General features: G+C 47.2%; 22 protein-coding genes. 17 read left to right on the forward strand and 5 right to left on the reverse strand.

Annotation, left to right across the window (positions count from 1 at the left end; translation table 11 throughout):
* Nucleotides 1-26 precede the first annotated feature (26 nt).
* The 3 genes from ACESLK_RS25605 to ACESLK_RS25615 all read left to right on the forward strand — a co-directional run bounded on the left by ACESLK_RS25605 (nucleotide 27) and on the right by ACESLK_RS25615 (nucleotide 5,101).
* Nucleotides 27-1,712: a methyl-accepting chemotaxis protein gene (locus ACESLK_RS25605; RefSeq protein ID WP_373232590.1), complete on the forward strand. Its 1,686-nt coding sequence runs from the start codon at nucleotides 27-29 to the stop codon at nucleotides 1,710-1,712.
* Nucleotides 1,713-1,812: 100 nt separating this feature from the next.
* Entirely contained in the window at nucleotides 1,813-4,302 is a 2,490-nt protein-coding gene (gene hrpB / locus ACESLK_RS25610) for an ATP-dependent helicase HrpB (protein ID WP_373232592.1), read from the forward strand.
* Nucleotides 4,303-4,429: 127 nt separating this feature from the next.
* Entirely contained in the window at nucleotides 4,430-5,101 is a 672-nt protein-coding gene (locus tag ACESLK_RS25615; protein WP_373232593.1) for a tetratricopeptide repeat protein, read from the forward strand.
* 80 nt (nucleotides 5,102-5,181) lie between these two features.
* On the opposite strand, the gene ACESLK_RS25620 is transcribed toward ACESLK_RS25615, so the two are convergent.
* A complete protein-coding gene (locus ACESLK_RS25620; protein ID WP_373232594.1) occupies nucleotides 5,182-5,562 on the reverse strand; it encodes a hypothetical protein in 381 nt (126 codons plus the stop codon).
* A gap of 327 nt (nucleotides 5,563-5,889) precedes the next feature.
* Here ACESLK_RS25620 and ACESLK_RS25625 point away from each other — a divergent pair, with 327 nt between their 5' ends.
* From ACESLK_RS25625 to ACESLK_RS25640, 4 genes are all read left to right on the forward strand, one after another.
* The gene (locus ACESLK_RS25625) at nucleotides 5,890-6,045 is read left to right on the forward strand and encodes a hypothetical protein (RefSeq protein WP_373232596.1); all 156 of its coding nucleotides are present in this window, start codon (nucleotides 5,890-5,892) and stop codon (nucleotides 6,043-6,045) included.
* Between the two features lie 95 nt (nucleotides 6,046-6,140).
* The gene (locus ACESLK_RS25630) at nucleotides 6,141-7,010 is read left to right on the forward strand and encodes an RluA family pseudouridine synthase (RefSeq protein ID WP_373232597.1); all 870 of its coding nucleotides are present in this window, start codon (nucleotides 6,141-6,143) and stop codon (nucleotides 7,008-7,010) included.
* A gap of 235 nt (nucleotides 7,011-7,245) precedes the next feature.
* Entirely contained in the window at nucleotides 7,246-8,031 is a 786-nt protein-coding gene (locus tag ACESLK_RS25635) for an HAD-IIA family hydrolase (protein ID WP_373232599.1), read from the forward strand.
* A 19-nt stretch (nucleotides 8,032-8,050) separates the two neighbouring features.
* Complete coding sequence (locus tag ACESLK_RS25640; RefSeq protein WP_373232600.1) at nucleotides 8,051-9,154, forward strand: sn-glycerol-1-phosphate dehydrogenase; 1,104 nt, start codon at nucleotides 8,051-8,053, stop codon at nucleotides 9,152-9,154.
* Nucleotides 9,155-9,382: 228 nt separating this feature from the next.
* Here ACESLK_RS25640 and ACESLK_RS25645 read toward each other — a convergent pair whose 3' ends face one another.
* From ACESLK_RS25645 to ACESLK_RS25655, 3 genes are all read right to left on the reverse strand, one after another.
* Entirely contained in the window at nucleotides 9,383-10,621 is a 1,239-nt protein-coding gene (locus ACESLK_RS25645; RefSeq protein ID WP_373232601.1) for a hypothetical protein, read from the reverse strand.
* Complete coding sequence (locus ACESLK_RS25650; protein ID WP_373232603.1) at nucleotides 10,611-11,792, reverse strand: glycosyltransferase family 4 protein; 1,182 nt, start codon at nucleotides 11,790-11,792, stop codon at nucleotides 10,611-10,613. The genes ACESLK_RS25645 and ACESLK_RS25650 overlap by 11 nt, the downstream gene beginning before the upstream one ends.
* A 229-nt stretch (nucleotides 11,793-12,021) precedes the next feature.
* Nucleotides 12,022-12,186 carry a DUF1328 domain-containing protein gene (locus ACESLK_RS25655; protein ID WP_373232604.1) on the reverse strand — a complete coding sequence of 55 codons (165 nt, stop codon included), beginning with the start codon at nucleotides 12,184-12,186 and terminating at the stop codon, nucleotides 12,022-12,024.
* A gap of 186 nt (nucleotides 12,187-12,372) precedes the next feature.
* Between ACESLK_RS25655 and ACESLK_RS25660 the strand changes: the two genes are divergently transcribed.
* The 6 genes from ACESLK_RS25660 to ACESLK_RS25685 all read left to right on the forward strand — a co-directional run bounded on the left by ACESLK_RS25660 (nucleotide 12,373) and on the right by ACESLK_RS25685 (nucleotide 19,992).
* Nucleotides 12,373-12,852 (forward strand): DUF948 domain-containing protein, encoded by a 480-nt coding sequence (locus ACESLK_RS25660; RefSeq protein ID WP_373232606.1) that lies wholly within the window; start codon nucleotides 12,373-12,375, stop codon nucleotides 12,850-12,852.
* A gap of 70 nt (nucleotides 12,853-12,922) precedes the next feature.
* Nucleotides 12,923-13,246, forward strand: coding sequence for a YflT domain-containing protein (locus tag ACESLK_RS25665; RefSeq protein WP_373232608.1), 324 nt, complete (start codon nucleotides 12,923-12,925; stop codon nucleotides 13,244-13,246).
* A 131-nt stretch (nucleotides 13,247-13,377) separates the two neighbouring features.
* Nucleotides 13,378-14,547 carry a PP2C family protein-serine/threonine phosphatase gene (locus ACESLK_RS25670; protein ID WP_373232610.1) on the forward strand — a complete coding sequence of 390 codons (1,170 nt, stop codon included), beginning with the start codon at nucleotides 13,378-13,380 and terminating at the stop codon, nucleotides 14,545-14,547.
* Nucleotides 14,537-17,476, forward strand: a complete 2,940-nt coding sequence (locus tag ACESLK_RS25675) for a response regulator (RefSeq protein WP_373232612.1) — start codon at nucleotides 14,537-14,539, stop codon at nucleotides 17,474-17,476. Before ACESLK_RS25670 ends, ACESLK_RS25675 begins: the two co-directional genes overlap by 11 nt.
* Nucleotides 17,473-18,312: a CheR family methyltransferase gene (locus ACESLK_RS25680; protein WP_373232614.1), complete on the forward strand. Its 840-nt coding sequence runs from the start codon at nucleotides 17,473-17,475 to the stop codon at nucleotides 18,310-18,312. The genes ACESLK_RS25675 and ACESLK_RS25680 overlap by 4 nt, the downstream gene beginning before the upstream one ends.
* A gap of 24 nt (nucleotides 18,313-18,336) precedes the next feature.
* A complete protein-coding gene (locus ACESLK_RS25685) occupies nucleotides 18,337-19,992 on the forward strand; it encodes a response regulator (RefSeq protein ID WP_373232616.1) in 1,656 nt (551 codons plus the stop codon).
* A gap of 34 nt (nucleotides 19,993-20,026) precedes the next feature.
* Here the strand turns inward: ACESLK_RS25685 and ACESLK_RS25690 are convergent, their stop codons facing one another.
* A complete protein-coding gene (locus ACESLK_RS25690) occupies nucleotides 20,027-21,244 on the reverse strand; it encodes an NAD(P)/FAD-dependent oxidoreductase (RefSeq protein WP_373232618.1) in 1,218 nt (405 codons plus the stop codon).
* 238 nt (nucleotides 21,245-21,482) lie between these two features.
* Here ACESLK_RS25690 and ACESLK_RS25695 point away from each other — a divergent pair, with 238 nt between their 5' ends.
* The 4 genes from ACESLK_RS25695 to ACESLK_RS25710 all read left to right on the forward strand — a co-directional run bounded on the left by ACESLK_RS25695 (nucleotide 21,483) and on the right by ACESLK_RS25710 (nucleotide 23,474).
* Nucleotides 21,483-21,803 carry an STAS domain-containing protein gene (locus ACESLK_RS25695; protein WP_373232620.1) on the forward strand — a complete coding sequence of 107 codons (321 nt, stop codon included), beginning with the start codon at nucleotides 21,483-21,485 and terminating at the stop codon, nucleotides 21,801-21,803.
* 34 nt (nucleotides 21,804-21,837) lie between these two features.
* A complete protein-coding gene (rsbW, locus tag ACESLK_RS25700) occupies nucleotides 21,838-22,278 on the forward strand; it encodes an anti-sigma B factor RsbW (protein WP_373232622.1) in 441 nt (146 codons plus the stop codon).
* The gene (locus ACESLK_RS25705) at nucleotides 22,275-23,051 is read left to right on the forward strand and encodes a sigma-70 family RNA polymerase sigma factor (protein WP_373232624.1); all 777 of its coding nucleotides are present in this window, start codon (nucleotides 22,275-22,277) and stop codon (nucleotides 23,049-23,051) included. The genes rsbW and ACESLK_RS25705 overlap by 4 nt, the downstream gene beginning before the upstream one ends.
* Before the next feature lie 84 nt (nucleotides 23,052-23,135).
* Nucleotides 23,136-23,474, forward strand: coding sequence for a hypothetical protein (locus ACESLK_RS25710; RefSeq protein ID WP_373232626.1), 339 nt, complete (start codon nucleotides 23,136-23,138; stop codon nucleotides 23,472-23,474).
* The last annotated feature ends 263 nt before the right edge of the window (nucleotides 23,475-23,737 follow it).

The raw sequence follows: 23,737 nt of genomic DNA on the forward strand, positions 1-23,737 counted from the left end.
TCTATTCGGCAGAGGGGGTAAGCATCATGAGCAGGAAGCTGATTGGTGCTTTTGTGGCAATATCGTTAATCGTCGCTTTGACAAGCTTGTTGTCCTACTTTTTCGTACAGCGGATTCATCAATCCTCAAGTGATTTAATGAACCGTCATTCGAATGTTCTTACGCAGGTAGCGATTATTCAGAACATGACGGAGAGCCAGAAAGGATTACTCTTCCGGTATCTGGTAGAACCAAGTGAAGCATTGGTACAGGAACTAGGAACGGCTAATGGGAAACTTGAGGCTGCGATCAAGGTATTGTCGGCCGATACGTCTGATGATGATAGGAGTGCGAAGGCGCAAAGCTTAATCGAATATAACCAAACCTTCGCAAGATTGGTTGCCAAAGTAACGGATTATGTTGCTCAAGGTAAGCCGGAACTAGCTCGCACGGAAGCTCTTATGTGGGCGGTGCCGACAACAGATTCCTTAAGCAAGTCTGCGTCGGCGATTCAGGAAAACGAGCGGGCTTTCATGAGCGCGGCCGAGTCTGATAATCAGAGTCGGGTAGATGTCACAGTCCTGATCTTAATAGGAGTAAGCGTACTCTCTCTTCTGTTGGCCATCGTAATCGGGTGGCTGCTGTCTCGTATGATGGTTGCGCCGATGAAGAGATTAGTTGTCGCGGCAGGGGAAATCGCTTCCGGCAATTTGACTGGAGAAGACATCATTGTGCGCAATCGCGATGAGCTCGGCAAGCTTGCGGAAGCCTTTAACGGAATGAAAGGTAATCTTCAAGGGCTTATCAGGCAGGCGGGCTCTAATGCCGGTCAGGTTGCCGATACCGCCGAAGGCTTGCGTAAACATAGTGAAAGGCTTGGGGGATTGTCCGAGGGAATTACGGAAGTCATTGGGCAAATTGCTGCAGGCTCGGAAAAGCAGCTGCTAAATGTCCAACAAGGGGTAACGGAAATGGGAAATATGTCTCTTTCTACCTCGGAAATCGAACAAGCTACCGGAATTGTGAGTGAGCGTTCTCTATTGGCACTAGAAGCCGCTAATGCCGGCAAGCATTCCATTGGACAGGCCAAGAGACAAATGGAAACGATTCGCGGGCAGATGGACGGACTAGCTTCCGCCGTTCAGCGACTGACGAAGAGAACGGAACAAATTACCCAAGCTACAAATGTGATTTCAACGATAGCAAGGCAGACCAATATGCTCGCGCTTAATGCAGCGATTGAAGCCTCGCGTGCAGGTATTCAGGGAAAAGGCTTTGCTGTGGTTGCAGAGGAAGTCCGTAAGTTATCGGGGCAAACCGCTATAGCGGCAGAGGAAGTAGGCTCGATCACGGACAGCATTCAGAGAGAGATGGCGGAGGTAGCTGCATCTGCAGATTCGGGATACCGGGAAGTGTCGGTTGGTATTGAAATCGTTAACCAGGCAGATGGTGCTTTCGCTAGAATTGAAGGAGCAGTGGATGGCGTGGCTCATCAGGTAAAGGAGATGACCATGCGATCTGCAGAAATGGCTAGAAATTCACATTCGGCAGCGGCAGCGATAGAGAGTATCCGTCAAGTAACGGAGCAAACAGCTTCTGGAGCGCGCGGCGTAACGGATAGCACGGAGGAGCAGTTCGCAGCGATGGAAGAAATCATTGCATCCGCGGTGCTGCTGAGTAAGGAAGCGGAAATGCTGCAGGGAAGAATCGCGCAATTTCGGGTGAGTCGTTAAGCTCCGGCAGGGAGTGATCCGTTTCTTATCATCATAGAAAGTGGTAAGCTGTTCAACAAAGAGTGCTGGTTTGTTGGATGGAAGGAGTCGCTTTAACTTTATGGTTGTACTGCCTATTGAATCGGTGTTGTCTGATCTAAAGCATACGATGAGCAAGAGTCTGAATGCAGTGCTTATTGCTGCTCCCGGTGCAGGGAAGACAACTCGCGTGCCCCTTGCGTTATTGGATGAGCCTTGGCTTGCGAAACAGAAGATCATCATGCTCGAACCTCGGAGACTCGCTGCCCGAAGCTCGGCCAAATATATGGCGAATACGCTAGGCGAGTCTGTTGGAGAGACAGTCGGTTATCGGGTGAAACTGGATACGAAGGCAGGTCCCCGCACGAGAATCGAGGTAGTCACCGAGGGTGTACTTACGAGAATGCTGCAGGCCGATCCCGCTTTAGAAGGGGTCGGTCTTGTTATCTTTGACGAATTTCATGAGCGGAGCCTGCAGGCAGACTTGGGTTTGGCACTTTGTATTCAGACACAAGCCATATTGCGGGACGATTTGCGATTGTTGGTTATGAGCGCGACTTTAGATGCGATGCCCGTTGCAGATATACTCGGCGGGGCTCCTATTGTGAGGAGCGAAGGCCGCAGCTTTCCTGTTGAAACGATATATCGGCCAAGAGCATCAAGCATGTATATAGAGGATGCCGTCGTGCAGGCTACTCAGGATGCGCTTCGCAGCCATGAGGGTGATCTGCTTGTTTTCTTGCCTGGGATAGGTGAAATTCGTGCAGTCGAAACTAAGCTGAGAGAGAAGTTGGGAGATTCCTCGATCCGTCTATGTCCCCTTCATGGGAGCTTGTCCGCAGAAGCGCAAGACCAAGCGTTATCCTTACTGCCTTCCGGTCAACGGAAAGTAGTGCTCGCCACTTCCGTTGCGGAAACTAGCTTAACCGTTGAAGGAATAACCGTTGTTATCGACAGCGGGTTAATGCGTGTATCAAGGTTTTCCCCCCGTACGGGGATGTCCCGGTTAGAGACTGTATCGGTGTCCGTTGCGTCTGCCGACCAGCGCCGCGGACGAGCAGGACGACTCATGCCGGGAACCTGTTACCGGTTATGGAGCCTGGAGGAGCAACGGGGCTTGGCTGCTCGCAGTACTCCGGAAATTCTGGAAGCGGATTTGGCCCCCTTGTTGCTTGAACTATCCCTATGGGGAGTACGGGATCCTGCAGGGCTCGAATGGCTGGATGTCCCGCCATTGCCGGCTTTGCAGCAAGCGAGTGACTTGCTCATTCAGTTAGGAGCTTTAGACAAAAGCGGTAATTTCGTAACCGCTTATGGGAAGCGGATGTCCGAGCTTGGAAAACATCCGCGTATCGCCCACATGCTTCTTCGAGCAATGGCTATTGGACTCGGCGGCTTAGGGTGCGAGCTTGCGGTTCTGTTGGGCGAGAGAGATATTTTGCGTCACGGGCGAAGTGCTCCATCTGCCGATATGCGAGTTCGAATAGAAGCTCTCCGCGGCGGGGGATCTTATTCCGTTGATGAAGGAGCACGCCGCAGATTGCTGGAAGAAGCTGCTCGATTGAAGCGAGAGCTTGGCATCCCTGCGGCTCAAGAGAATATGGATTTAGGGGATTGCGGCTTGTTATTAGCTTTTGCCTATCCAGATCGAATAGGTCTTCAGAGGGAAAATGGTAAATTTCTTCTGAGCGGGGGAAGAGGAGCTGAGTTAGCAAAAGATCAGCCCCTCTCCCGCGAGCAGTGGCTTGTCGCTGCGGATGTGGACGATACCGGAGCCGATAGTCGAATTCGTTTAGCTGCACCTGTTACCCTTGAGAGTATAACCGTTCATCTACAAGAAGAAATAGCGGTGGACAACTTGATTTATTGGGATAGAGAGTCGCATTTCGTGCGCGGTCGAGTGCGTAAGAAGCTGGGTGCCTTGTTGTTGGAGGAATCACCTTTAAACCGTCCCCCAGCCGATAGTGTTCTTGGCGTTCTATTGGAGGGTATTCGCACTGAAGGCTTGGAGCTCCTTCCCTGGACACGTGCGGCGCGTCAATTACAGGAACGGGCTGTATTTGTTCGTCATTACGACGAGTCATGGCCCGATATATCCGATGAAGCATTGCTCGATTCCTTGGAGGTGTGGCTGACTGGCTATGTAGAAGGGATGAGAGGGCGGTCTGATCTACAGCGATTGAACTTGAGGGAAATATTGGAATCGAAATTAACCTGGGAGCAACGTCGCGAGCTGGATATTAGTGCCCCGACTCACTGGACAGTTCCCAGCGGCTCACGTATTCCGATTGATTACAGTGACATTAATGCGCCTTCATTAGCCGTTCGATTGCAAGAGCTGTTCGGATTGCCGGAATCGCCTCGTATCGCTGGCGGTCGTGTGACGCTTACGTTACATCTTCTCTCTCCGGCGCAGCGTCCCGTTCAAGTGACTCGCGATCTGGCCAACTTCTGGAGTAACACCTACTTTGAGGTTCGCAAGGATTTGAAAGGCCGTTACCCGAAGCATTACTGGCCGGACAATCCGCTCGAAGCAGAGGCGACACGCCGAGCCAAACCGCGGAATTCATGAATGACAGGTGAAGGCCATTCTGAATATTGCTTGCCTTGCGTTAACGACTTTGGTTTGAAGGAATTTAATCCTTAATTAGCGAAAAAGGAATAGGTATAAAGAGTGGGAAATGGAGGCTTGGTATCATATGAGTAAAATATTGTTATTCATCGGATTAACGTGGTTATTCGGAAGCCCATTCGTAGCGATTATTGTCCTGCTCGTTATCTTATACTTGCTAGAACGCCGATTCGTAGGCTTGTCGCCTAGCATAGTACGGCCCTTCCGTCGCCGCAATTCAATAACCAAGTGGAAACGACAGCTGCACCTAAGTCCTCATGATGTATCAGCCAAATCCGAGCTTGCCCGACTCCTTATTGAGAGCAAGAGTTTCGTCCAAGCTCGTGAGATTCTGCTCGGTATTCAGTCCCAGATGGATCACTCTGCCGAGTATTGGAGCGACTTAGGAACTTGTAATCTGGCGCTGGGGAATCTAGAGGATGGAGAACAAGAAATGAAACAAGCGTTATCCATCAGTCCGCGAGTTAAATACGGGCAGCCGTATTTACGGCTTGCTGAATCCTTCTCCAAGCCGGATCCGGTCAAAGCGATTTCTTACTTGCAGCAGTTCAAGGAGGTTAACTCTTCCTCCTGTGAGGCTTATTATCGCTTAGGCACGTTATATGCCGGCTTGGACAAACCGGAAGAAGCATCTCAGGCTTATCGCGAATGTCTGCAGATGTATAGCTCCTTACCGCGTTATATGAAGAGGCACGAACGCAAATGGGCACTCCGCAGCTTCTTCCGCAGTCGTGCTTGAGAATAGGCAAGGGGCTCTCCTGAGAGGTCGGTATGACCTAAATGGAAAGCCCCTTTTGGTAAAAGATTTAAGTATAATAATTAGTCAGCAACTGTTTCCGAATCTGAGTCGGACGATTCGGTCTCATGTGCCGCTACTTCAGCTAAAGCCGGCTCGTCCGCTTCAGCCTCTGCTGTTGCCTCTGCTTCCTCAGCCGCATCTGCTGCAGCTTCAATTTCAGCATCCACAGCTTCGGCTTCTGCCTCAGCAACATCCACAGCTTCGGCTTCTGCCTCTGCAGCAGCCTCTATCTCTGCAGCTTCAGCTTCGGCCTCGGCCGAAACTTCTTCAACTGCTTCCTCAGCAGCGTCGTCCTCATCCTGGCTTACAATGGCTTCAGCTTCCTCAGCTACAATGACCACTTCTGCTTCTGAATCCGCTTCCAATCCTTCAAGTGAAACTACTTCTTCGTTTAAGTCCATTTTCGATTAAACCTCCCGGGAAGTGGTAAGGGGACAATCCCCTAATATCAACGTTACTTCTAAAGTAAAAATGTGGCAACGGTGTTATTTTGATATAATTTGACTAGTTTAATCGAAAGCGGGGGAACCCGAGTTTATTCGTGTTATAACGTCATAAGTTCCTATAAGAGTCGAGAGAAAAAAGTGGCGGAAATTGAGGGTGAGGATGCCGTCGATTGTATGAAATGCTCTGAAGAGTTGACTTTGCTTGGGCGTTCCCGTATATTGGTCGGCAAAGCCTTGCCTCTGGCAAGGATGGGATCGGAATCGGAGGGTTTATCTACATGAGTGGAAGTGGACGAGATCGGCGGCAAAGCGGCCCGAAGCAAGCTAGCGGCAATAGAGCGCAGCGTGGACCGAAGCAGGCGGGAAGTAACGAAAGGGATGGAAGAAGGGCTCATGAAGGTCCATCAAAACGGACGAGTGAGGGTGGGCATCAGCTAGAGCGAAAAACCCGAAATAAGCGGAGTGGTAATCGCCCTGCATCAAACGTTGGAGGACGAAAACTTGAAGCAGGTGGGAATAATCCCCTTCTTAGCATGGGACGAGTGAAAGGTGAATGGATGGAAATCCGGTTGCCAGATACTCTTATAGGTGCGCCGATGTCGATCGTCAGCAGATATTTACCGTTACCGCCTAAGCTGATTACTAAGTTGATGCAGACCAAGGGTTTATCGCTGCAGGGTCCTATCCTCAGGTTGCATTTATTCCCGCGAGAGAATAGAGATTTCCCATCTGATTGGATGGAGCTTAATATTCTATATGAAGATGAATTTACGTTAATCGTGAATAAACCAGCGGGAATAGAGGTTCATCCAAGCGAGAAGGGGCAACGTCGAACCCTTGCTCATGGAGTAGCCGCATACTATGAGATGTCTGGTCAGGATGTAAGAATCCGGCATATTCATCGAATAGATAAAGATACAACAGGGCCGGTATTATACGCCAAAAATGAGTTTGCCCACTATCAATACGATAAAGCGATGCGAGAGAAAACAATCGAACGGATCTACATCGCCTTGGCTGAAGGTTACTTGGAGGGGAATAAAGGGAAGATTGACAAGCCAATCGGCCAAGATCGCCATCATTCCACGCGTCGCCGAGTGAGTGATACGGGAGATCCTGCGGTGACCCACTTCGAGGTAACTGAACGTTTGAAGGATCATACTCTCGTTAGGCTTCGTCTAGAGACGGGACGAACACATCAGATTCGGGTGCATCTATCGTCGATTAATCATCCATTAGCTGGAGATGGTTTATATGGAGGGAAACGCGGAGTCATCTCCAGACAAGCTCTGCATGGTGAACGGTTAATCTGGAGTCATCCTTGGACAGGCGAGAAGCAGCAAGTGACAGCTCCGCTCCCGGACGATATCAGTGATGCACTGAGCAAATTGCGACGAAAATAAGCTAATTAACAAGTTAAGCCGAGCCCGGCGAAATCCGAGCCCACGGTAGGAATAGCGGAACGAGGTTTCACAAAAATCGAGCAGGCCCTTGCTTTCATGCACGGGCCTGCTCTGTTTTTCTGTTATTCTTCGAATGCTGTCTTAGACTATCGCGATCCCTCCCGAAGCATTTGTTGACAAACGACAATAAACGATAGGATACTTTAGATAGGGAATGACTGACTGGAGGACCACAATGTTATTGGATACGATAGACGGCTTCATCATAGATTTAGACGGAACGGTATATCGCGGCGGACAAGTTATAGATGGTGTTCGGGAAACGATTGAATATATAAGAGTGCTAGATAAAAAAATAGTGTTTCTGAGCAATCGGGGAAACTATTCGCGAAAAATGTGCTGCGAGAAGCTGAAAGCATTGGGCATCGTTGCAGTAGAAGAAGAGATCATTCTCACGTCCACCGTAACCGCAAAGTACTTACGGCGATTTGATCCTCATTGCAAAGCCTGGCTGCTTGGGGATGATGGTCTCCATGAAGAAATGACTTCAATTGGCGTTGAAATTGCTGCTCGGCCAGAAGAAGCGGACTGGCTCGTTATTACTCTATGTGAGAATTTGACGTATAAGGAATTAAACAGAGCTTATCGAGCTGTTCGTCATGGTGCGAAGATAATTGCTACGAATGAGGACAAAACGTTCCCGGGAGATGATGGCGATTCCATAGACGTTGCGGGTATGATCGGCGCGATTGTACACGCGACAGGAGCAGACGTGTCCGTCGTTATTGGCAAGCCTTCGCAGTACATGTCCGACGCGGCGTTAGAAACATTACGCCTGCCACCTGAACGCTGCCTTGTGATCGGAGACAGCTTGGCTTCGGATATTGCGCTTGGTAAGCGGTCTGGCATCCGAACAGCACTTGTCCTTAGTGGTTCGACGAACAGGGAACAAGCGGAAGCTGCAGTCGATCAGCCAGATTTCATATGGGAATCGCTATCGGATCTTAGTAGACTTGCTTAGCAATCAAGGGGGAAACAAAATGTCAATTATCGAACCGGTTCTGATCGAACCCGGAGCTTCACAACAAGTAGCACCATATTTGGCCGAGAAAGGTTACCAAAGAGTTTCGCTTGCAGCCGATAGCCACACGTTTGAAGTCATCGGACAATCGCTCAGGCAGTCAATCGAGTCGATTGGCAGTAACGTTTGTGTGACTATTATTAAACCGGATAATCAAGGCGACGTCATTGCCGACGAGGCATCGATTGTTCAACTGCTGCTGGACCTTCGGCAGAATTCCGCTGAAGTCGTGCTCGCAGCGGGTTCGGGCACGCTGCATGATATTTCCCGATTTGCGGCATATTCTGTGGGCATTCCATTTATATCAGTTCCAACCGCACCGTCGGTGGACGGGTTCAATTCCATTGGCGCTCCATTAATTATCCGAGGAGAAAAGAAGACGATCCAAGCGATTGGGCCATCCGCTATCTTCGCAGATTTGGATATATTGACGAAAGCACCTGACAGCATGATCGCGGCTGGTTTCGGTGATATGTTGGGCAAATATACGTCATTGTTCGACTGGAAGTTCGGCAGCCTCTCAGGCGGCGAGCCTTATTCCGCAGAAGTGGCTGATCGTACTAGGGATGCCTTGCAGCAATGTGTGGACAACTGTGATGAAATCGCGAAACGAAGCCCGATGGGAATTGAAATATTAACGCGTGCTTTGATCGAATCCGGATTTGCCATGCTGCAATTTGGACAATCGCATCCTGCCTCAGGGGCAGAGCATCATTTGTCACATTACTGGGAAATGGAATTTATGCGTACCGGACGAAAGCAGATTTTGCACGGGGCCAAGGTTGGAGTAGCCTGTGCAGAAATAACAAGACTTTATCACAGGTTGGCCAAAGATTCTCCGGAGCTGTTCCCTCGGGAGTACCGCGATGCTCTTCTCAACGAGATTTCGCGAATTCCTGAAGAGGTTACGATTAAGGAGTTACTTAGGAAAGTTGGAGGTCCTAACACGCCGCGGGCATTGAATGTAAGCGACGAGCTATTAGCAAGAAGCCTAAAGGAAGCGCACCACATTCGTCCCAATCGACACACCCTTCTTAGGAAATATAACGAGATAAACGTATAGTTTCAGAAAGTGTAACTAGAGAGTTAAATCGAGTACCATAAGTACGACTCCGAAGAATCTGCGGGAGAGTAGAGATGGGAAACAAGAAAAACTGCCATCCCATGGGACGCAGTTTTTCTTGTTTCCCGCCTCTAACACGCTCCGAGCGTCTTATTCCACCTAAACTAGCTGTCTTCCCGCCTCTAACGCCACCCATTATCTGTGGCGTTGTTCTCCACTAGAATTCGTCTACCCTCTTCGGCACAGCGCTTCGGTCATCAAGAAGGATATCGTTGCTTCTGCACCGCAGTTGATATTCGGTCCGTGTTTCGTAAGGCCGTCGCAGCAGCTGCCATCCTCGGTATCAACGACTGGAACCTGAAGATCGTTATCGCCGTAATACCATGCTTTGCACAGGTCGCGGATTGCTCTGTACGGGAATTGGGTTCCTGAACATAGAGAAGATTGACCAAGCTTGGTCTGCATGACAGAGTAACCTTCATCTGAGCGGATGACATTGGAGCGTGCTCCCTTGGAGCTTCCGACTAAATGTGCTGCATGGTTACTCTGCTCTGATAATTCCATCGCAAGAGCAGCTTCCTCCAATGCCAATGCCAGCTTAAACATTTCCAGCGGCTGCTGGTCCCAACGACTGACGGACTCAGAGCTTCCCCAGCTTTCGTTACCTATGGGACGTAACCAGCCTTCATCCGTGGTCATTAATTCTAAAAGAAAGGAAAGGCTTTCGATTCCGGTGTTCAATGTCTCTGAACGTTCAGTGAATCGATAGGTACGAAGCATAGCCCACGGGAGCACGCCATTGCTATAGGTCATTGCAGGCTCGAACCATCGCCAATTGTCATCGGAGAAATGCTGGAACGCACCGTTAAGTATGTTTTCCAAGCGGGTCAAATGATGATTCAATTCATGACGCATATGTTCACTCAGAACTATAATTCCGTCTCGCGAGGCTTCTAGCAGGTGGGCGCAAGTCGCCATTGCAAAAGCCTGGCCTCGATGAGAGTCAATTCGGATAATGGTGGGAATCGCGCGTTCGACGATTATTCGTGCGGTTTCCCGATGAGCGCCTTCAAGCCGAATCCATGCATCCGCGCAAGCCCAAATCGAACGGCCCTGGCAGTCGTGCGAGAGTTCCTCCGGCTCGAGCGTTCGGTTATAGGCGAAGTTATTAAACCACCAGCCATCTTCATTTTGCGTCCAGAGCATAAAAGCCAGGTAAATATCAGTCAATCGGATGAGCTCACTCCGATCCTCAGACGAAATGGAGTCGTCCTCGAAGGAAAGCCATTCGGTTGTCGTCCATAGCGCTCGAGCGTTGTCGTCTGTGGTATACCCTTCTCGGCGACGAGGAATTCGACCAAGAGCGTGCTCAAGAAGGCCAGTATCATCGGTTAGACGACACAGGTGGATAAAGGATGGCGCCGATACCTCCGGGCGGAGAGGTTGACTATTCGAATTAGCCGACATAGGCGATTTTTCCTCTTTGCTCCATAATCATCTGCTCGAACAATCGTAAATGCGTTGCTCCCACCTGCGGCCATTGCATGCTTCGCCCGATTTCCGCCATTACACGCTCCCATTTAACCAACATGCCGGGAAAGGTAAATAATTCAATCATTTTTGAGCTCCACGAATCAACATCCCCGAAGGGAAGGAGCATTTCGTCATAGCCTTGTACAAGATCCTTGGCATAAACATATGGCGTGGAGAGGATCGGACGACCAAGGCCAGCTGCATATGCCAAAGTACCACTCGTAATTTGACTCATTCCCGGGTAAGGAGTGACGTATAGATCGCATGCGGAGATGAGTGATACCAATTCATCCTCCGGTACATATCGATTAATCCATTGCACATGGTGCTCGAGACCAAGCTCCTTAATTAACCCCGCCAGTTCTTCACGATAAGCTTCACCTTCATACTTTCGTACTTCAGGGTGAGTCTGACCGGCAATTACGTAGAGCAATTCAGGGACGGCTTGAACTGCTGAGGCAAGGGCACGGAGAATCAGTTCAATCCCCTTGCTTCGTCCAAGTAATCCGAAGGTGAATAACACCTTGCGATTTTCCCAACCCGCGCTTTTGCGAGTAGAAGCACGGTCAGTACGGTTAGGTACGGGAGCCCCGTGGGGTATAAAGGTTATTTTCTCAAGAGGTATACCGAAATTATTGTTCAAATATCCAATTCCTTTGCGGTTCATTACAAGGATATGGTCGCTTAGATACGCAACCTCCCTCTGAACCTCTGCATAAGGAGCAACGGGCTGCTCGAACACCGTATGAAAGGTCGTAACAACAGGTTTCTTCACGTAACGCAAGAAGTCTACGATATGGGAACCGGCACCACCACCGAAAATTCCAAATTCATGCTGAAGCGAAACGACATCTACCGTGCTTTGGTTAATGATCTCAGCAATTCTCTTATAATCATCTTGCTCCTGCTTGATAAGTGGAAGCATCCACGGCTCCATGTAGTCAAGCTGTTCATCGTTATTACACATCGTAATAACAGGGTCAGGTGCACGATTTCCTTTGGACAAAATGATCGCTTCGCGCAGGTGATGCGTGTAAGTAGCAAGTCCGCATTTTTTAGGAATATAAGTACTGACGTACGCGATCTGGGCTAGACGGTTGTTCATAGACGTAGCACCTCCAATGTACGATTCATCAATCTTCGTTCCAATAATGCTCTTCGTTCCATAATGTATATGCCGGCATTGATCAGATTTGACGGTGCAGCTTCTTTTTATATAGCAATCAAGAATGGATTAGCCTTCGTTAGTGAAAAAAAATGCCTCCCAAATTTCGCGCAAGCGCAGGGAAGCGTAGGTATCGTATAGCGTTTCTTTTTTAGATTCATTCGTGGGCTCAGACTCTTGAACGACGTCCGGTAAAGAGAGATATGATAAACAAAATCAAGAAGATAAAAAACAATATTTTGGCGATACCCGCAGCGGCGCTGACTATGCCGCCGAATCCGAAAATCGCAGCAACAATAGCAACAACTAAGAAAATTAATGCCCAATGTAACATAGTAATTCCTCCTTGTACGGATCGGCCTATGCTTTATGCCGTAGCCGTATCTCGTGTTAGTCCTAGATTACCCTGTAATTTGAACCCTGAATCTTTTCCTGAATCTTGTTTCGCAGCACCCTCCAAGCGGGTAACGAAAAGATATCAAGTACTAAATAAAGAGGTTATTAAGGAGGAGGGCTGCACATGGGAAATAACGATATTATTACGTGGTCTATTGCAATTGCTGTTGTTGCCTTTGTAGTATTGTGTATATTTCTAATTCATTTGTTGAGGACAGCGCAGCGCTCGCTTATAACCGCCCAGGGCGCAATGCATGAGGTAAAGGAAACAGTAGAAGGTTTACAGGGAGAAGTAAAGAAGTTGGCCGAAAGCGTTAATGAGGTGGCCGATGATCTCAGAGGCAAGCTGCGATCTGTTGATCCTTTATTCGATGCAGTACAGGATGTCGGAGTTCTACTTAGCGAAGTAACCGGTTCAGCGCGCTTAGCAACAAAAACCTTAACTCATTCGCTTCGCAAGAAAGCGGCTTCTATGGAGCCTGGAAATGGCATTTCACCTTCTTGGTTACAGGTGGCTGCAGCAGGCTCTCGTTTATTTATGGGATTCCGAAAAGGGTGGAGCCAGCGTGAACAATCCCGCTCCTATAAAGAGGAGGAGATCTAAATATACGTTTCAATCTCAGGATTTTGGTTTAAGTACATAATATAAACCGGGGAGTAAGAGGAGGTTAACCATGAAAGCTTACGCTAAGCTCGTGAATAATGGATTGGAAGCTTTCGACGTCGTGCACGATCTTCATCGGCAAGGGTATTCGGAGAAAGAAATTTATGTGCTTGCACATGAGAGAGATCGCACAGAGCGACTAGCTGAGGCGGTTGATGCAAATAAAGTCGGAATAGCTGAAGAGGGTATGTTCGACACAGTCGCTAACCTTTTCCGAAACCGAGGAGACGCACTTCGTCATAAGATACAATCGATGGGCTTCGATCAACATGAAGCAAGCATGTACGAGGCGGAACTGGATACGGGTAAGGTTCTAGTTATGGCTCGACACTAAAGCTCGAGAGCATAGGGGAATAAGGAATGAGGGCATAATTCTGCCGCTCATTCCTTATTCGCGTTTATATAAATGTGGTATCCTGTTCACAAAACGGGTAAGCCGCTCTACTGAGGAGACAACGATAAAAGATGACTGTGTTAATCGTAGACGATAACGCTATGAACGTAATGGTTATTCAAGAAATGCTGAAAAGAGCGGGTTACGATGATATTCGAGTTTCTTATTCAGCGGAAGAAATGTTCGAGCTCCTCAGAAGTCAAGGTAATGAAGGGGATTTACTATCAACCCCAAAGACAGACCTGATTTTACTAGATATGATGATGCCTGCTATGGATGGGATTGAAGCCTGCAGACGGCTGCAATCCGACATTCATTTCAAAGATATTCCCGTTATCATGGTTACTGCAATTGGAGACTCACGCAAGCTCGCGGAAGCCTTGGATGCGGGTGCTATTGACTTCGTAACGAAACCCATTAACAAAACAGAGTTACTTGCTCGAATTCGTTCAGCGCTTAAATTAAAACGCGAGCTAGATTGGCACAAGGAACGTGATTCTCGCTTGCGGCAAGAGCTGCTGCTTGCACGCCAAGTTCAGGAATCCGTTCTGCCGGAGAAGGTAGATGAGAAGGAAGTCCGCATCAAAGCCTATTTCAAGGCGTCTGAGGAATTGGCAGGAGATCTCTATGCTTGGTATAAAGTGAGTGATAACCGGTGGGCTATTGCGGTAATTGATGCGATGGGGCATGGAATCTCCTCATCGCTGATCAGTATGTTTGTTGCTTCAATTCTTAAAGAATCAATGAGGACGCTCTGGTCGCCCGAACGTGTTTTTAGAGAGCTCAATCGTCGTTTAACGGGGCTTCAATTCGAGAATGAGCTTATTCATTATTATTGTACAGGAATATATGTAACGATTGATTTGGAACGTGGAAAGCTGGAATATGCGAATGCCGGCCATCCGCCTGGCTTGCTATTTCATGCAGGTCAGCTCATTCCTGAGAAGCTCACGGTGAACTCGCCGCCGCTTGGAATGTTCGATAAGCTGGAGATAGTAACAAGAAGTATAAAGGTTACTTCTGAGGATCGTCTTTACTTGTATACCGATGGCATATTGGGTTCCTTCCAAGGAGTCGATGAGGCGCAGCTAAAGCAGTTGACCTCTTTCTTGCTACAAGTGAAAGATCATGAGGAAAGCTTGGATAGCCTTATCGACTCTAAAGCATTAGATGGCAGGTCTGATGATCGTTGCTTAGTAAGAGTCGATATCAAGCCTGGGGGAGCCTTGGATGAAAATTAAAAAAAAACTGCTTATCGGATTCTCCTTGATTCTTGCCTTATTTATAGGCATTACTTCATTAGGCTATGAGCGATTAAACAAGATGAATCAGTCCATGGACCATTTCTACGATAACCGATTTGAGAAAATGAGAGTTGCATTCGAGATTCGAGGAGAAGTTAACGCTTCTGCACGAGTTATTGATAGCATTGTTTTGGGAGATCAAGAGCCTATTAGTGGAGTAGACGAAATTACAACTAGGCTGAAGAATGCTGCCAAGCAATACAAGTCGTTGTCCAGCATAGACCTTGAACCTTCCGAACAAGAAGTCGTTAGCGGGATTATTAGTTCTTCCGAGGGTTATGGTAAATCGCTGAAAAGCTTTATTTCCTTTGTAAATCAAGGGGATGTTGGAGCAGCGAGGAAGCTTTATACCGATACACTTCGTCATGAACAATCGCTCGTCATTGAATCCTTGGGCGGGCTTGTGGATTTCCAGGAGACTGCTTTAAAGCAGGAAATGAATTCTTCAAAGAAAATGTACAAACGGTCTGTGCAACTCGTTGCTATCTTGACCTTGATTGGTTTGCTGCTAGGTTTAGGCATAGTCCTGTGGGTATTCCCAAGCATTACAAAAGGGCTGAATCTTCTTAGCCGTATGGCCGATCGTTTTGGCAAAGGACGTCTGCGCGGCTTCTCTCATTTTGAGATTAAGTCAACGGATGAGCTCGGTGACTTAGCCAAGGTATTCAAGAAGATCGCATTGGATCTTCAAGCAAAGAACGAGAGAGAAGCGATTTTGTCTGGTATACAGCAGCGACAAGGACGTATCGATGCTCAGATTGCTCGTGTAACGGAGCTCCTGCAGGAAGGCTCCGATGTTAAGCTTGTGGCGCAATCATTCATCTCGGAGTTCGCACCTGTGCTTGGCGCCTCTTATGGACTGCTTTACCTGACAGATCCAAACTCTTCTGGCCGCAGGCGATTGGAGTTATCCGGAACCTATGCTGTTATAGAAGAGAATGAAGACATCGAAAGTTCTCCGACGTGTATTTTTCCAGGTGAAGGATTATTGGGACAAAGCTTTAGGGATGCCAAACCGATTATTTTGAACGAAGTGCCGGAAGGATACGTGAGAATCAGTTCGGGTCTTGGAGAAACGTGTCCGAGTTCACTGATCATTCAGCCTATTTTGCATGAGAATACAGTTTTAGGCATAGTAGAGCTAGCGTCTATATCTGAGTTTAATTCCGAGAACATAGAGCTGCTTGAGCGCTTGTGCGAAAAGCTTGGAACGATCGTCAACAATATCCATTCTCGTCGGCGTGTGGAGGAGTTGTTGCGGGAATCTCAAGCGATGACCGAGGAATTGCAAGCTCAATCCGAGGAGCTTATCTGTCAGCAGGAAGAGTTAAGGGAAACCAATGACAAGCTCGAGGGACAGCGCAATGATTTGAAAAACTCCGAATTGCAACTTCAACAGCAGCAAGAGATGCTTGAGCATACCAATCGGGAGTTAACAGTTAAGACCATCTCATTAGAAGAGTATGTCGACCGAATGGAGCAACAGAATAGCCAAATTGCCAAAGCAAATTCAGAGCTTGAACGACAATCGCTTCAATTGGCTATGACTAGCAAATATAAATCGGAGTTTCTGGCGAATATGTCCCATGAACTACGAACGCCGCTGAATAGCCTGCTTATTTTGTCAGAATTTCTTGCGGAGAACAAGGAAGGCAATTTAACAGACAAGCAGCGGGAATATATGCGGACGATCCATTATTCAGGAAATGATCTGTTGAAGATGATAGATGAAATTCTGGATCTCTCCAAGGTAGATGCAGGGAAGATGGATATACATCCAGAGTGGATGGTGCTTAATGATGTCTCTACCTTCCTAGACCACATGTACGCGCCGATGGCCTCTCAGAAGAGCTTGTCTCTATCTATTGAGAGTGAAGCCGATATTCCGAATGTCATATGGACGGATGGGCACCGCTTGAAGCAAATTTTACGAAATCTAATGTCTAATGCGATTAAATTTACGGATGCCGGTTCGATTACGCTCACTATGCGAAGGCCGAGTGCAGAAGAACAAAAGTCAGATAAATGGCAAAAAGATGTTCCTTATATTGCATTCTCCGTACGGGACAGCGGAATTGGAATACCTCCGGAAAAAAACGAGTTGATCTTCGAAGCATTCCATCAAGCGGATGGAACAACGAGTCGTAAATATGGCGGAACAGGCTTAGGTTTAACGATTAGCAGGGAGCTTGCTCGTTTATTGGGCGGTTGGATTCATTTAGAGACGGAGGTAGGCAAGGGTAGTGTTTTCACTTTGGTACTTCCAGAACGAATTCAAGAAAATGCCAATCATTTAGAGGATACGATAGAGCCTTTTAGATCAGATTGGGCGGCTGTCGCTTCCGATGACGTAAACGTAACCGCTGTTCCAGATGCGGAAGAAGGCTTTACCAAGCTTCAGGAGGAGCATTACGATTGTATTGTTTTGGATTCTAATCTTCCCGAAGATAAACGTAAGCTGCTGAATAAGCCTCATCATAAAGATGCGGCATTCGAGAATAAAAAAATTCTGCTTGTGGACGATGATGTGCGCAATGTATTCGCTTTATCAAGCGTACTCGAGCACCGACAAATGACAGTCATTTTTGCGGAGAATGGCAAGGAAGCGCTGAGTAAGCTTGCGGAAGAGTCTGATATCGATCTGGTGCTGATGGATATTATGATGCCGGAAATGGATGGTTACGAAGCGATGATACGGATTAGAGACAATGCAGATTGGAAGAATCTCCCGATTATCGCTCTTACGGCCAAAGCGATGAAGGACGACCGAAGCAAATGTATTGAGGCTGGAGCTTCCGATTATATTACGAAACCCATAAATACAGATCAACTTCTATCGTTGATGAGAGTGTGGTTGTATCAATGAGTGAAGAACCAGCACAAGAAAGCGATCTTGAAAAAATTGAAATTCATTTATTGCTCGAAGGGATATTCAGAAGGTACGGATATGATTTCCGCAATTATTCTTATGCTTCTATTCGTCGTCGAATCTGGCATCGGATTCATCTAGAAGGCTTATCGAATGTATCAGCTCTGCAGGAAAGGGTAATGCACCATTCCGAGGTATTTCATCGTCTCCTTAGCGATCTGGTCATTCCAGTAACCGAGATGTTCCGTGACCCGGAGATTTTCCTTACTTTCCGAAATGAAGTGGTTCCCCTATTGCGAGGACTCCCCTACATCCGAATATGGCATGCAGGATGCTCAACCGGTGAGGAAGCCCATTCTATGGCGATCCTGTTGCATGAAGAGGGGTTATTAGATAAAACTCGTATTTATGCGACTGATATAAGTGAAAATGCCCTGCAGAGGGCGAAGGATGGCATCATTCCAATAGATAGAATGAAGCTTTATACAAAGAGCTATCAAGCGGCTGGCGGCATGCAATCCTTCTCGGATTATTACACATCTGATGATGGAATTGTTATGCTCAAACCCTTTTTACGCACAAATATGGTATTCGCACGACATAACTTGGTCACCGACCGTTCTTTTAATGAGTTTCATGTTATTTTGTGCCGTAATGTAATGATTTATTTTAATTCCCAGCTGAGGGGCCAAGTTCACAAGCTGTTGCATGACAGCTTGGCCAAAGAAGGTTTTCTAATTGTGGGTAATAAAGAATCTATCTCCCACACACCTCTGGAGGATAGTTATGAGACCATGAACGATCAGTATCGGATATTTCGTAAAACTCGTTAAGCCGGAGAAAAGGAGGAGTCAAGGGTGTCAGAGGTTAAACCCGTATCGTTGCTGATCGTGGACGATCACATTGAGAATTTGCTCGTATTAGAAGCGACACTCGCAGGTGAAGACTACCGCCTGGTTCGTGCGGAATCCGGAGAAGCGGCTTTGCGCCATGTGCTTCGGGAAGATTTCGCTGTCATCGTTCTGGACGTTCAGATGCCAGGAATGGATGGCTTTGAGACAGCGAGGTTAATAAAAGCAAGGGAAAAAACGAGAGACACTCCAATCCTCTTTATCTCAGCTACAAACCGGGAGGCGATGGATCAGTTCGAAGGGTATTCGGCGGGTGCTATCGATTACTTGGTTAAGCCCATTACGGCAGCGATACTAAAAGCCAAAATCGCTGGATTTGTAAGGATTTATCTGAATAACAGACAGCTGGAAGCGCATCGAAACCTGCTTCACAAGCAAAAATCGGAGCTCGAAGCCGTCAATTCGGAGCTGTTGCGGGTAACATACGATCTGTCTACTGAGGAAGCCAAATCGAGAATGATCTTCGACACTTCCATCGATGGAATGTTTACCTTTAATGGCCAAGGTATCATATTATCGGTTAATCCGGCTATGGAACGTCTTTTTGGCTTTCACTCGGAGGATATCATAGGGAATTCTGCAGAAATCCTGCTGCCTAATCTTATGGAAATGAGAAGAGAGGCTTTAGTTATCCAAGATAAATCCGAGCATGAAGTCCGATATTTGACGGGCTTAGTCAGCGAAATGATTGCGATTCGCCGCAGTGGCGTTGCCTTCGAGGCGGAGATCCAGTTGGGGGAATCGATTATAAATCAACAGCGTCTATTCGCTTGCACCGTACGAGATATAACGGAGCGTAAGGGGACTCTTCGCCAATTAACTGAAGCCAAGAATGCTGCGGAACGCGCTTCTCAAGCCAAATCTGAGTTTCTTGCGGTTATGAGTCACGAAATACGTACACCAATGAATGGATTAATCGGGATGAGCGAGCTGCTTCTGGAGTCTTCCTTATCAGAAGAGCAGACTGCTTTTCCTCAAGCGATTCGTGATAATGCCGACCGGTTATTAACTATCATGAATGATATTCTGGAATTTACCCAATTGGAATCCGGGAAGATAGAGCTGGATGACCAACCGTTCTCCGTTCGGGAGATGGTAACACAAGCCATGTCTATGTTCCAAGAGGAAGTTGGGTATAAATCACTCGATTATACATCGACAATTGATATTAGCGTCCCGGAATATGTCATTGGCGACCCTTTAAGATACCGGCAAGTGCTCGTTCGATTAATTGGTAATGCTGTTAAATTCACAGAGCAGGGCTGCATCGAAATCTCTGTGAAAGCTTCTCATAAGAAAGAGAATGACGAGAAGATTATTCTGGAAACAGCTGTAAAGGATACAGGGATCGGGGTACCGGAGGAGAAGAGAGAACTGCTTTTTCTGCCTTTCTCTCAATTGGATTCGTCAATGACACGCAAATTCGGCGGAATGGGGATGGGGTTGGCGGTTAGCCAGGCTCTTGCCAAGGCAATGGGCGGTGAAATCCGCTTGGCTGAGCATGAGGGGCTTGGAGCGCATTTTGTATGCGTCATTGAAGTTACGCGATTCGAATGGCCGTCGAATATTACAGCAATAGCGGGCTCCCAACAATCCTGCTAACTACAATTGAGGTCACATCAGTCGGGACGGCCCATTATTTAGTTACGACAAGTCGATCGGGGCGAACAATGGCTGCGATAGGGTTATAAATACCGAGCAGATGGTCTCGGATGATCTCTGCGCCTAGCATGCTGTAAATGATTCCGTTACCTCCATATCCCAAGCAATAGTGTTGGCCGGGACGTTGGGGATCCTCGCCAATCCAAGGCAGGCCGTCTTCAGATCCGGCGAAAGTTGCGCACAATTCATAACGTATCTGCGGCGAGAGATTCGGGAATAAGCTTTTTAACGCTGACAATAACTCATTTGAGTGTTTACGGAGTTCCTGATCTTTACGAACGGGCATGCGAATGTTCTCATCCAGTCCCCCTATGATGATTCGATTATCAAAGGTTGTCCTCATATATAAGTAAGGTCTGGCTGATTCCCATATCATGAACCGACTATGCCAATCGGACAATGAAGAAATCGGATCCGTAACAATTGCGTAGGAGCGACTAAACGTCGGGCGTACCCATTGTCCTCCGGCATGCTCGGGGATGTAACCAACCGCATAGACAATTTGTTCTGCTTCGATCTCGCCTTGACTAGTTATCACGCGATATCCTTCGGAGGTTGGCTCGACGGCTTGCATAGCTGTGTTCTCAAACACTTCTAGTCCATATACTTGAGCATCCTCCGCCAGTGCTTGGACGAATAGGTATGGATTGATCTCGGCATCCCCTGGCGTGACAATTGCAGCCGCCCTGCGAAAAGGAAAACATTCCGCGATTTGTGCCTCCTCCCACCAAAACACACCGAAACCATGCTTGTTAAGCAGCTCATATTCCTTTCGCATAGAGGGTACGTCTTCGGCTTTAGAGGCGTAGTAAAGACTGCTGCGGCGCTTGAAATGGACTTTACGGCGCATTCCTGCGATGAGGGTATAAAGATGCTGTGCTGCCTGATTAGAGCTCCGGTAGAAACTAACGGCATCCTGTTCCCCGATGGAGTCCGTTAATTCACTTAATAACGTATCGTTTGAATACTGTATGAAACCGGTATTGGCTGATGTACTCCCAGAAGCTATCGTCTTCTGCTCGATTAGAATGGCAGGAATTCCACTTTTGGCAAATAAGTAACCGCAGAGGACCCCGGACATGCCTCCACCCACAATGGCAACCCGGGTCTTTTTTTTCGATAGTAGAGGTGGATAATGAATAGAGCCGGCAAAAGTGCTAGGCCAATACATGTTTCCAGTATGTAAACGCATGAATGACCCTCCAAGGAATGTTTCCGGATTTACCCAAATAAAGAAGCTTACAGGCTTTTACTTGAAAGCTTCTTAATACAATTTACTTAAACCATGGAAAAACATACATCGCACTAAAATAAAGCATTACGAAAGCTTATGTTTCAAAACGTGCGGAAACGGGTTATAACAAGATTAGAGTTATTATTAAAGATCAAAGATCAAATACGATCCTTACCTTGGAAGAAGGGAGAAATACATGGTGTCTAATAAATTTACGCTCCATACTGAGAATAGAGAAGGCCAAACCATCGTGTTTGTAGGAGGTGAATTCGATCTAGAGGTTGCTACGCAAATGCGTGCCGCTATGGAGCCTTTGATCGAATTGTCTGATCGCAGGTTGACTTTGAATCTTCGGGATTTGAAATACATTGACAGCACGGGTATCGGAATTCTGATCTCCGTTGTAAAGGCTCGTCATGCCCGTAATGCTCCATTCGATGTAGAGCATGTTCCGACACATATACGCAAGCTGTTCGATATGACAGGTATTACGCCATTCTTGGCTAAAGCGGAATAATTACTACTAAAGAGAGGGATGAGGATATAAACTCATGACAAAAGACAGAAACGTAGCTTTAACGGTACCTGCACTGCCGGAATACGTCGATCTAGTCCGGCTGACTTTATATGGGATAGCTAGCAAAATGAAATTTTCGTTCGAGGATATCGAGGACATGAAGGTTGCGGTATCCGAGGCATGTAATAATGCGGTGCTTCATGCTTACGGCGGCGATGACGGGAAGATCGAAGTACAATTTGTTACCAATGGTGAGGAGCTTTCTATAACGGTTCGCGACTTCGGAATAAGCTTTACGATTGCCGAAAAGAATGAATCGCCTTCTATGCACGGCAAATCAATCGAGGAAATCCAGTCGGGCGGATTAGGGCTATATTTGATGCAAGCGCTGATGGACCGAGTCGAAGTACGGCATGAGGGCGGTACATCGGTCGTACTTACTAAGAAACGGATGAAATCAGAAGAGACCGCATGACCTTATCCGACTCCGCGCGTCTGCCCGACGATGCGATAGCTTTATTGTTGGAATACCAACGAACGTTATGCAGCGACTTAGCCGACCAACTTATTCGTAATTATGAGCCTATGGTTAAGATGGCCGCTAACAAAATGTCGCGTAACCGTCCAGATCTATTCGACGATTTATTTCAGGTCGGACAATTGTCGCTTTTTCGGTTACTCAAGCAGTTTGATCCCGAATTGGGAATGCCCTTCGAGCCTTATGCAATGAAAAGCATCATCGGTCATATGAAGAACTATTTAAGGGATAAATCATGGTACATCCAAGTTCCGCGAAGGATCAAAGAAAAGGGACTTGTTGTCCAACAGGCCATTGATGAGCTAATGAGTACATTAGAACGCTCCCCTAATGTAGATGAAATCGCGCAATATTTAGGATTAGAAACAGAGGAAACACTCGAGATCTTAGCTGGGCGTGACTTATACCATTATGTATCCTTAGATACTCCAATTTCAGATGACGAGAACACTGCAGTGTTAGGTGAATTAATAGGTTCTCCCACAGACGATTTCGCTGCATTGGAAAGGAAGCTGGACCTTCAAGAGGCTATGGACCAGTTAAAGCCTGAGGAGCGGCAAGTATTGCTTCTCGTTTTCGAAAATGGACTTTCACAGCGTTCCATCGCGGATGAGCTAGGCGTTTCACAGATGAGCATTTCGCGCATTCAGAAACGTGCAATAGACAAGCTGAAGCATCTCTTAGCACAGCTTGCAGAAACGAATAATTAAGCTTTAAATATCGTTTCATTTCCTTCAAGGGTGTGTAATAATCCTTATCGGAAGCTTAATATTTCCGTAAAGGAGTTGGACATCATGACGGTGAAGTATCAGATCCGATGCTCGGAAAGCGATATTTTCGTATTGGAGAAGGAAGATGGATTCCATCTAACGATTGGATCCCGTGTCAATCCACTCAGCTTCGGAAACAAGCTTGCTAAATTCCCGTCACTCGGTAAAGGAATCGATGCAGCAGAGCAATTCTGTAAATTGTACTCGCTGTCCAAGGAATATGGTTATCACCTGCAAAGCACGGAGTTTCACAAAGACGGAATGAAGTCGATCCCAGTGACGAAATTACTCGATCTGGACCTCTCCTATGAGGGGATGAGAGATCTGCTGGAGAAAGAAGCCATATTGCATGGAGCCATATAAATCATATATGCCGATGTTCTCATCCTTGAGGCATCGGCTTTTTTTGGTGGGCGCCAGTTAATCCTCCCGCATCGCTAAAGCAGCCCAAACCGCGCCAACTGCCGCTCTTGGAACGAAAGAAAAAGACCGCCCTTATGGGCAATGTCATTTAGTTTAGCTCAAAGACAAGAACAGGAATAAAAATGAAATCCGAAACGGCATGGGTAAAGTCCTGTGCCGTTTGTTTTTTTGGTGAAAGCAAAAAAAAGTGCACAGCAAACAAA

Origin of the sequence: Cohnella sp. (genome assembly GCF_041640265.1) — a bacterium.
Lineage (GTDB): Bacteria > Bacillota > Bacilli > Paenibacillales > Paenibacillaceae > Cohnella.

Excerpts from the sequence above, each read along its gene's own strand:
- ACESLK_RS25675 (WP_373232612.1), top strand. The coding sequence starts at position 14,537 with ATGAAAATTAAAAAAAAACTGCTTATCGGATTCTCCTTGATTCTTGCC.
- ACESLK_RS25695 (WP_373232620.1), top strand. The coding sequence starts at position 21,483 with ATGGTGTCTAATAAATTTACGCTCCATACTGAGAATAGAGAAGGCCAA.
- hrpB (WP_373232592.1), top strand. The coding sequence starts at position 1,813 with ATGGTTGTACTGCCTATTGAATCGGTGTTGTCTGATCTAAAGCATACG.
- ACESLK_RS25640 (WP_373232600.1), top strand. The coding sequence starts at position 8,051 with ATGTCAATTATCGAACCGGTTCTGATCGAACCCGGAGCTTCACAACAA.
- ACESLK_RS25680 (WP_373232614.1), top strand. The coding sequence starts at position 17,473 with ATGAGTGAAGAACCAGCACAAGAAAGCGATCTTGAAAAAATTGAAATT.
- ACESLK_RS25665 (WP_373232608.1), top strand. The coding sequence starts at position 12,923 with ATGAAAGCTTACGCTAAGCTCGTGAATAATGGATTGGAAGCTTTCGAC.
- ACESLK_RS25620 (WP_373232594.1), bottom strand. The coding sequence starts at position 5,562 with ATGGACTTAAACGAAGAAGTAGTTTCACTTGAAGGATTGGAAGCGGAT.
- ACESLK_RS25710 (WP_373232626.1), top strand. The coding sequence starts at position 23,136 with ATGACGGTGAAGTATCAGATCCGATGCTCGGAAAGCGATATTTTCGTA.
- ACESLK_RS25645 (WP_373232601.1), bottom strand. The coding sequence starts at position 10,621 with ATGTCGGCTAATTCGAATAGTCAACCTCTCCGCCCGGAGGTATCGGCG.
- ACESLK_RS25705 (WP_373232624.1), top strand. The coding sequence starts at position 22,275 with ATGACCTTATCCGACTCCGCGCGTCTGCCCGACGATGCGATAGCTTTA.
- rsbW (WP_373232622.1), top strand. The coding sequence starts at position 21,838 with ATGACAAAAGACAGAAACGTAGCTTTAACGGTACCTGCACTGCCGGAA.
- ACESLK_RS25670 (WP_373232610.1), top strand. The coding sequence starts at position 13,378 with ATGACTGTGTTAATCGTAGACGATAACGCTATGAACGTAATGGTTATT.
- ACESLK_RS25650 (WP_373232603.1), bottom strand. The coding sequence starts at position 11,792 with ATGAACAACCGTCTAGCCCAGATCGCGTACGTCAGTACTTATATTCCT.
- ACESLK_RS25635 (WP_373232599.1), top strand. The coding sequence starts at position 7,246 with ATGTTATTGGATACGATAGACGGCTTCATCATAGATTTAGACGGAACG.
- ACESLK_RS25655 (WP_373232604.1), bottom strand. The coding sequence starts at position 12,186 with ATGTTACATTGGGCATTAATTTTCTTAGTTGTTGCTATTGTTGCTGCG.
- ACESLK_RS25630 (WP_373232597.1), top strand. The coding sequence starts at position 6,141 with ATGGGACGAGTGAAAGGTGAATGGATGGAAATCCGGTTGCCAGATACT.
- ACESLK_RS25615 (WP_373232593.1), top strand. The coding sequence starts at position 4,430 with ATGAGTAAAATATTGTTATTCATCGGATTAACGTGGTTATTCGGAAGC.
- ACESLK_RS25605 (WP_373232590.1), top strand. The coding sequence starts at position 27 with ATGAGCAGGAAGCTGATTGGTGCTTTTGTGGCAATATCGTTAATCGTC.
- ACESLK_RS25660 (WP_373232606.1), top strand. The coding sequence starts at position 12,373 with ATGGGAAATAACGATATTATTACGTGGTCTATTGCAATTGCTGTTGTT.
- ACESLK_RS25690 (WP_373232618.1), bottom strand. The coding sequence starts at position 21,244 with ATGCGTTTACATACTGGAAACATGTATTGGCCTAGCACTTTTGCCGGC.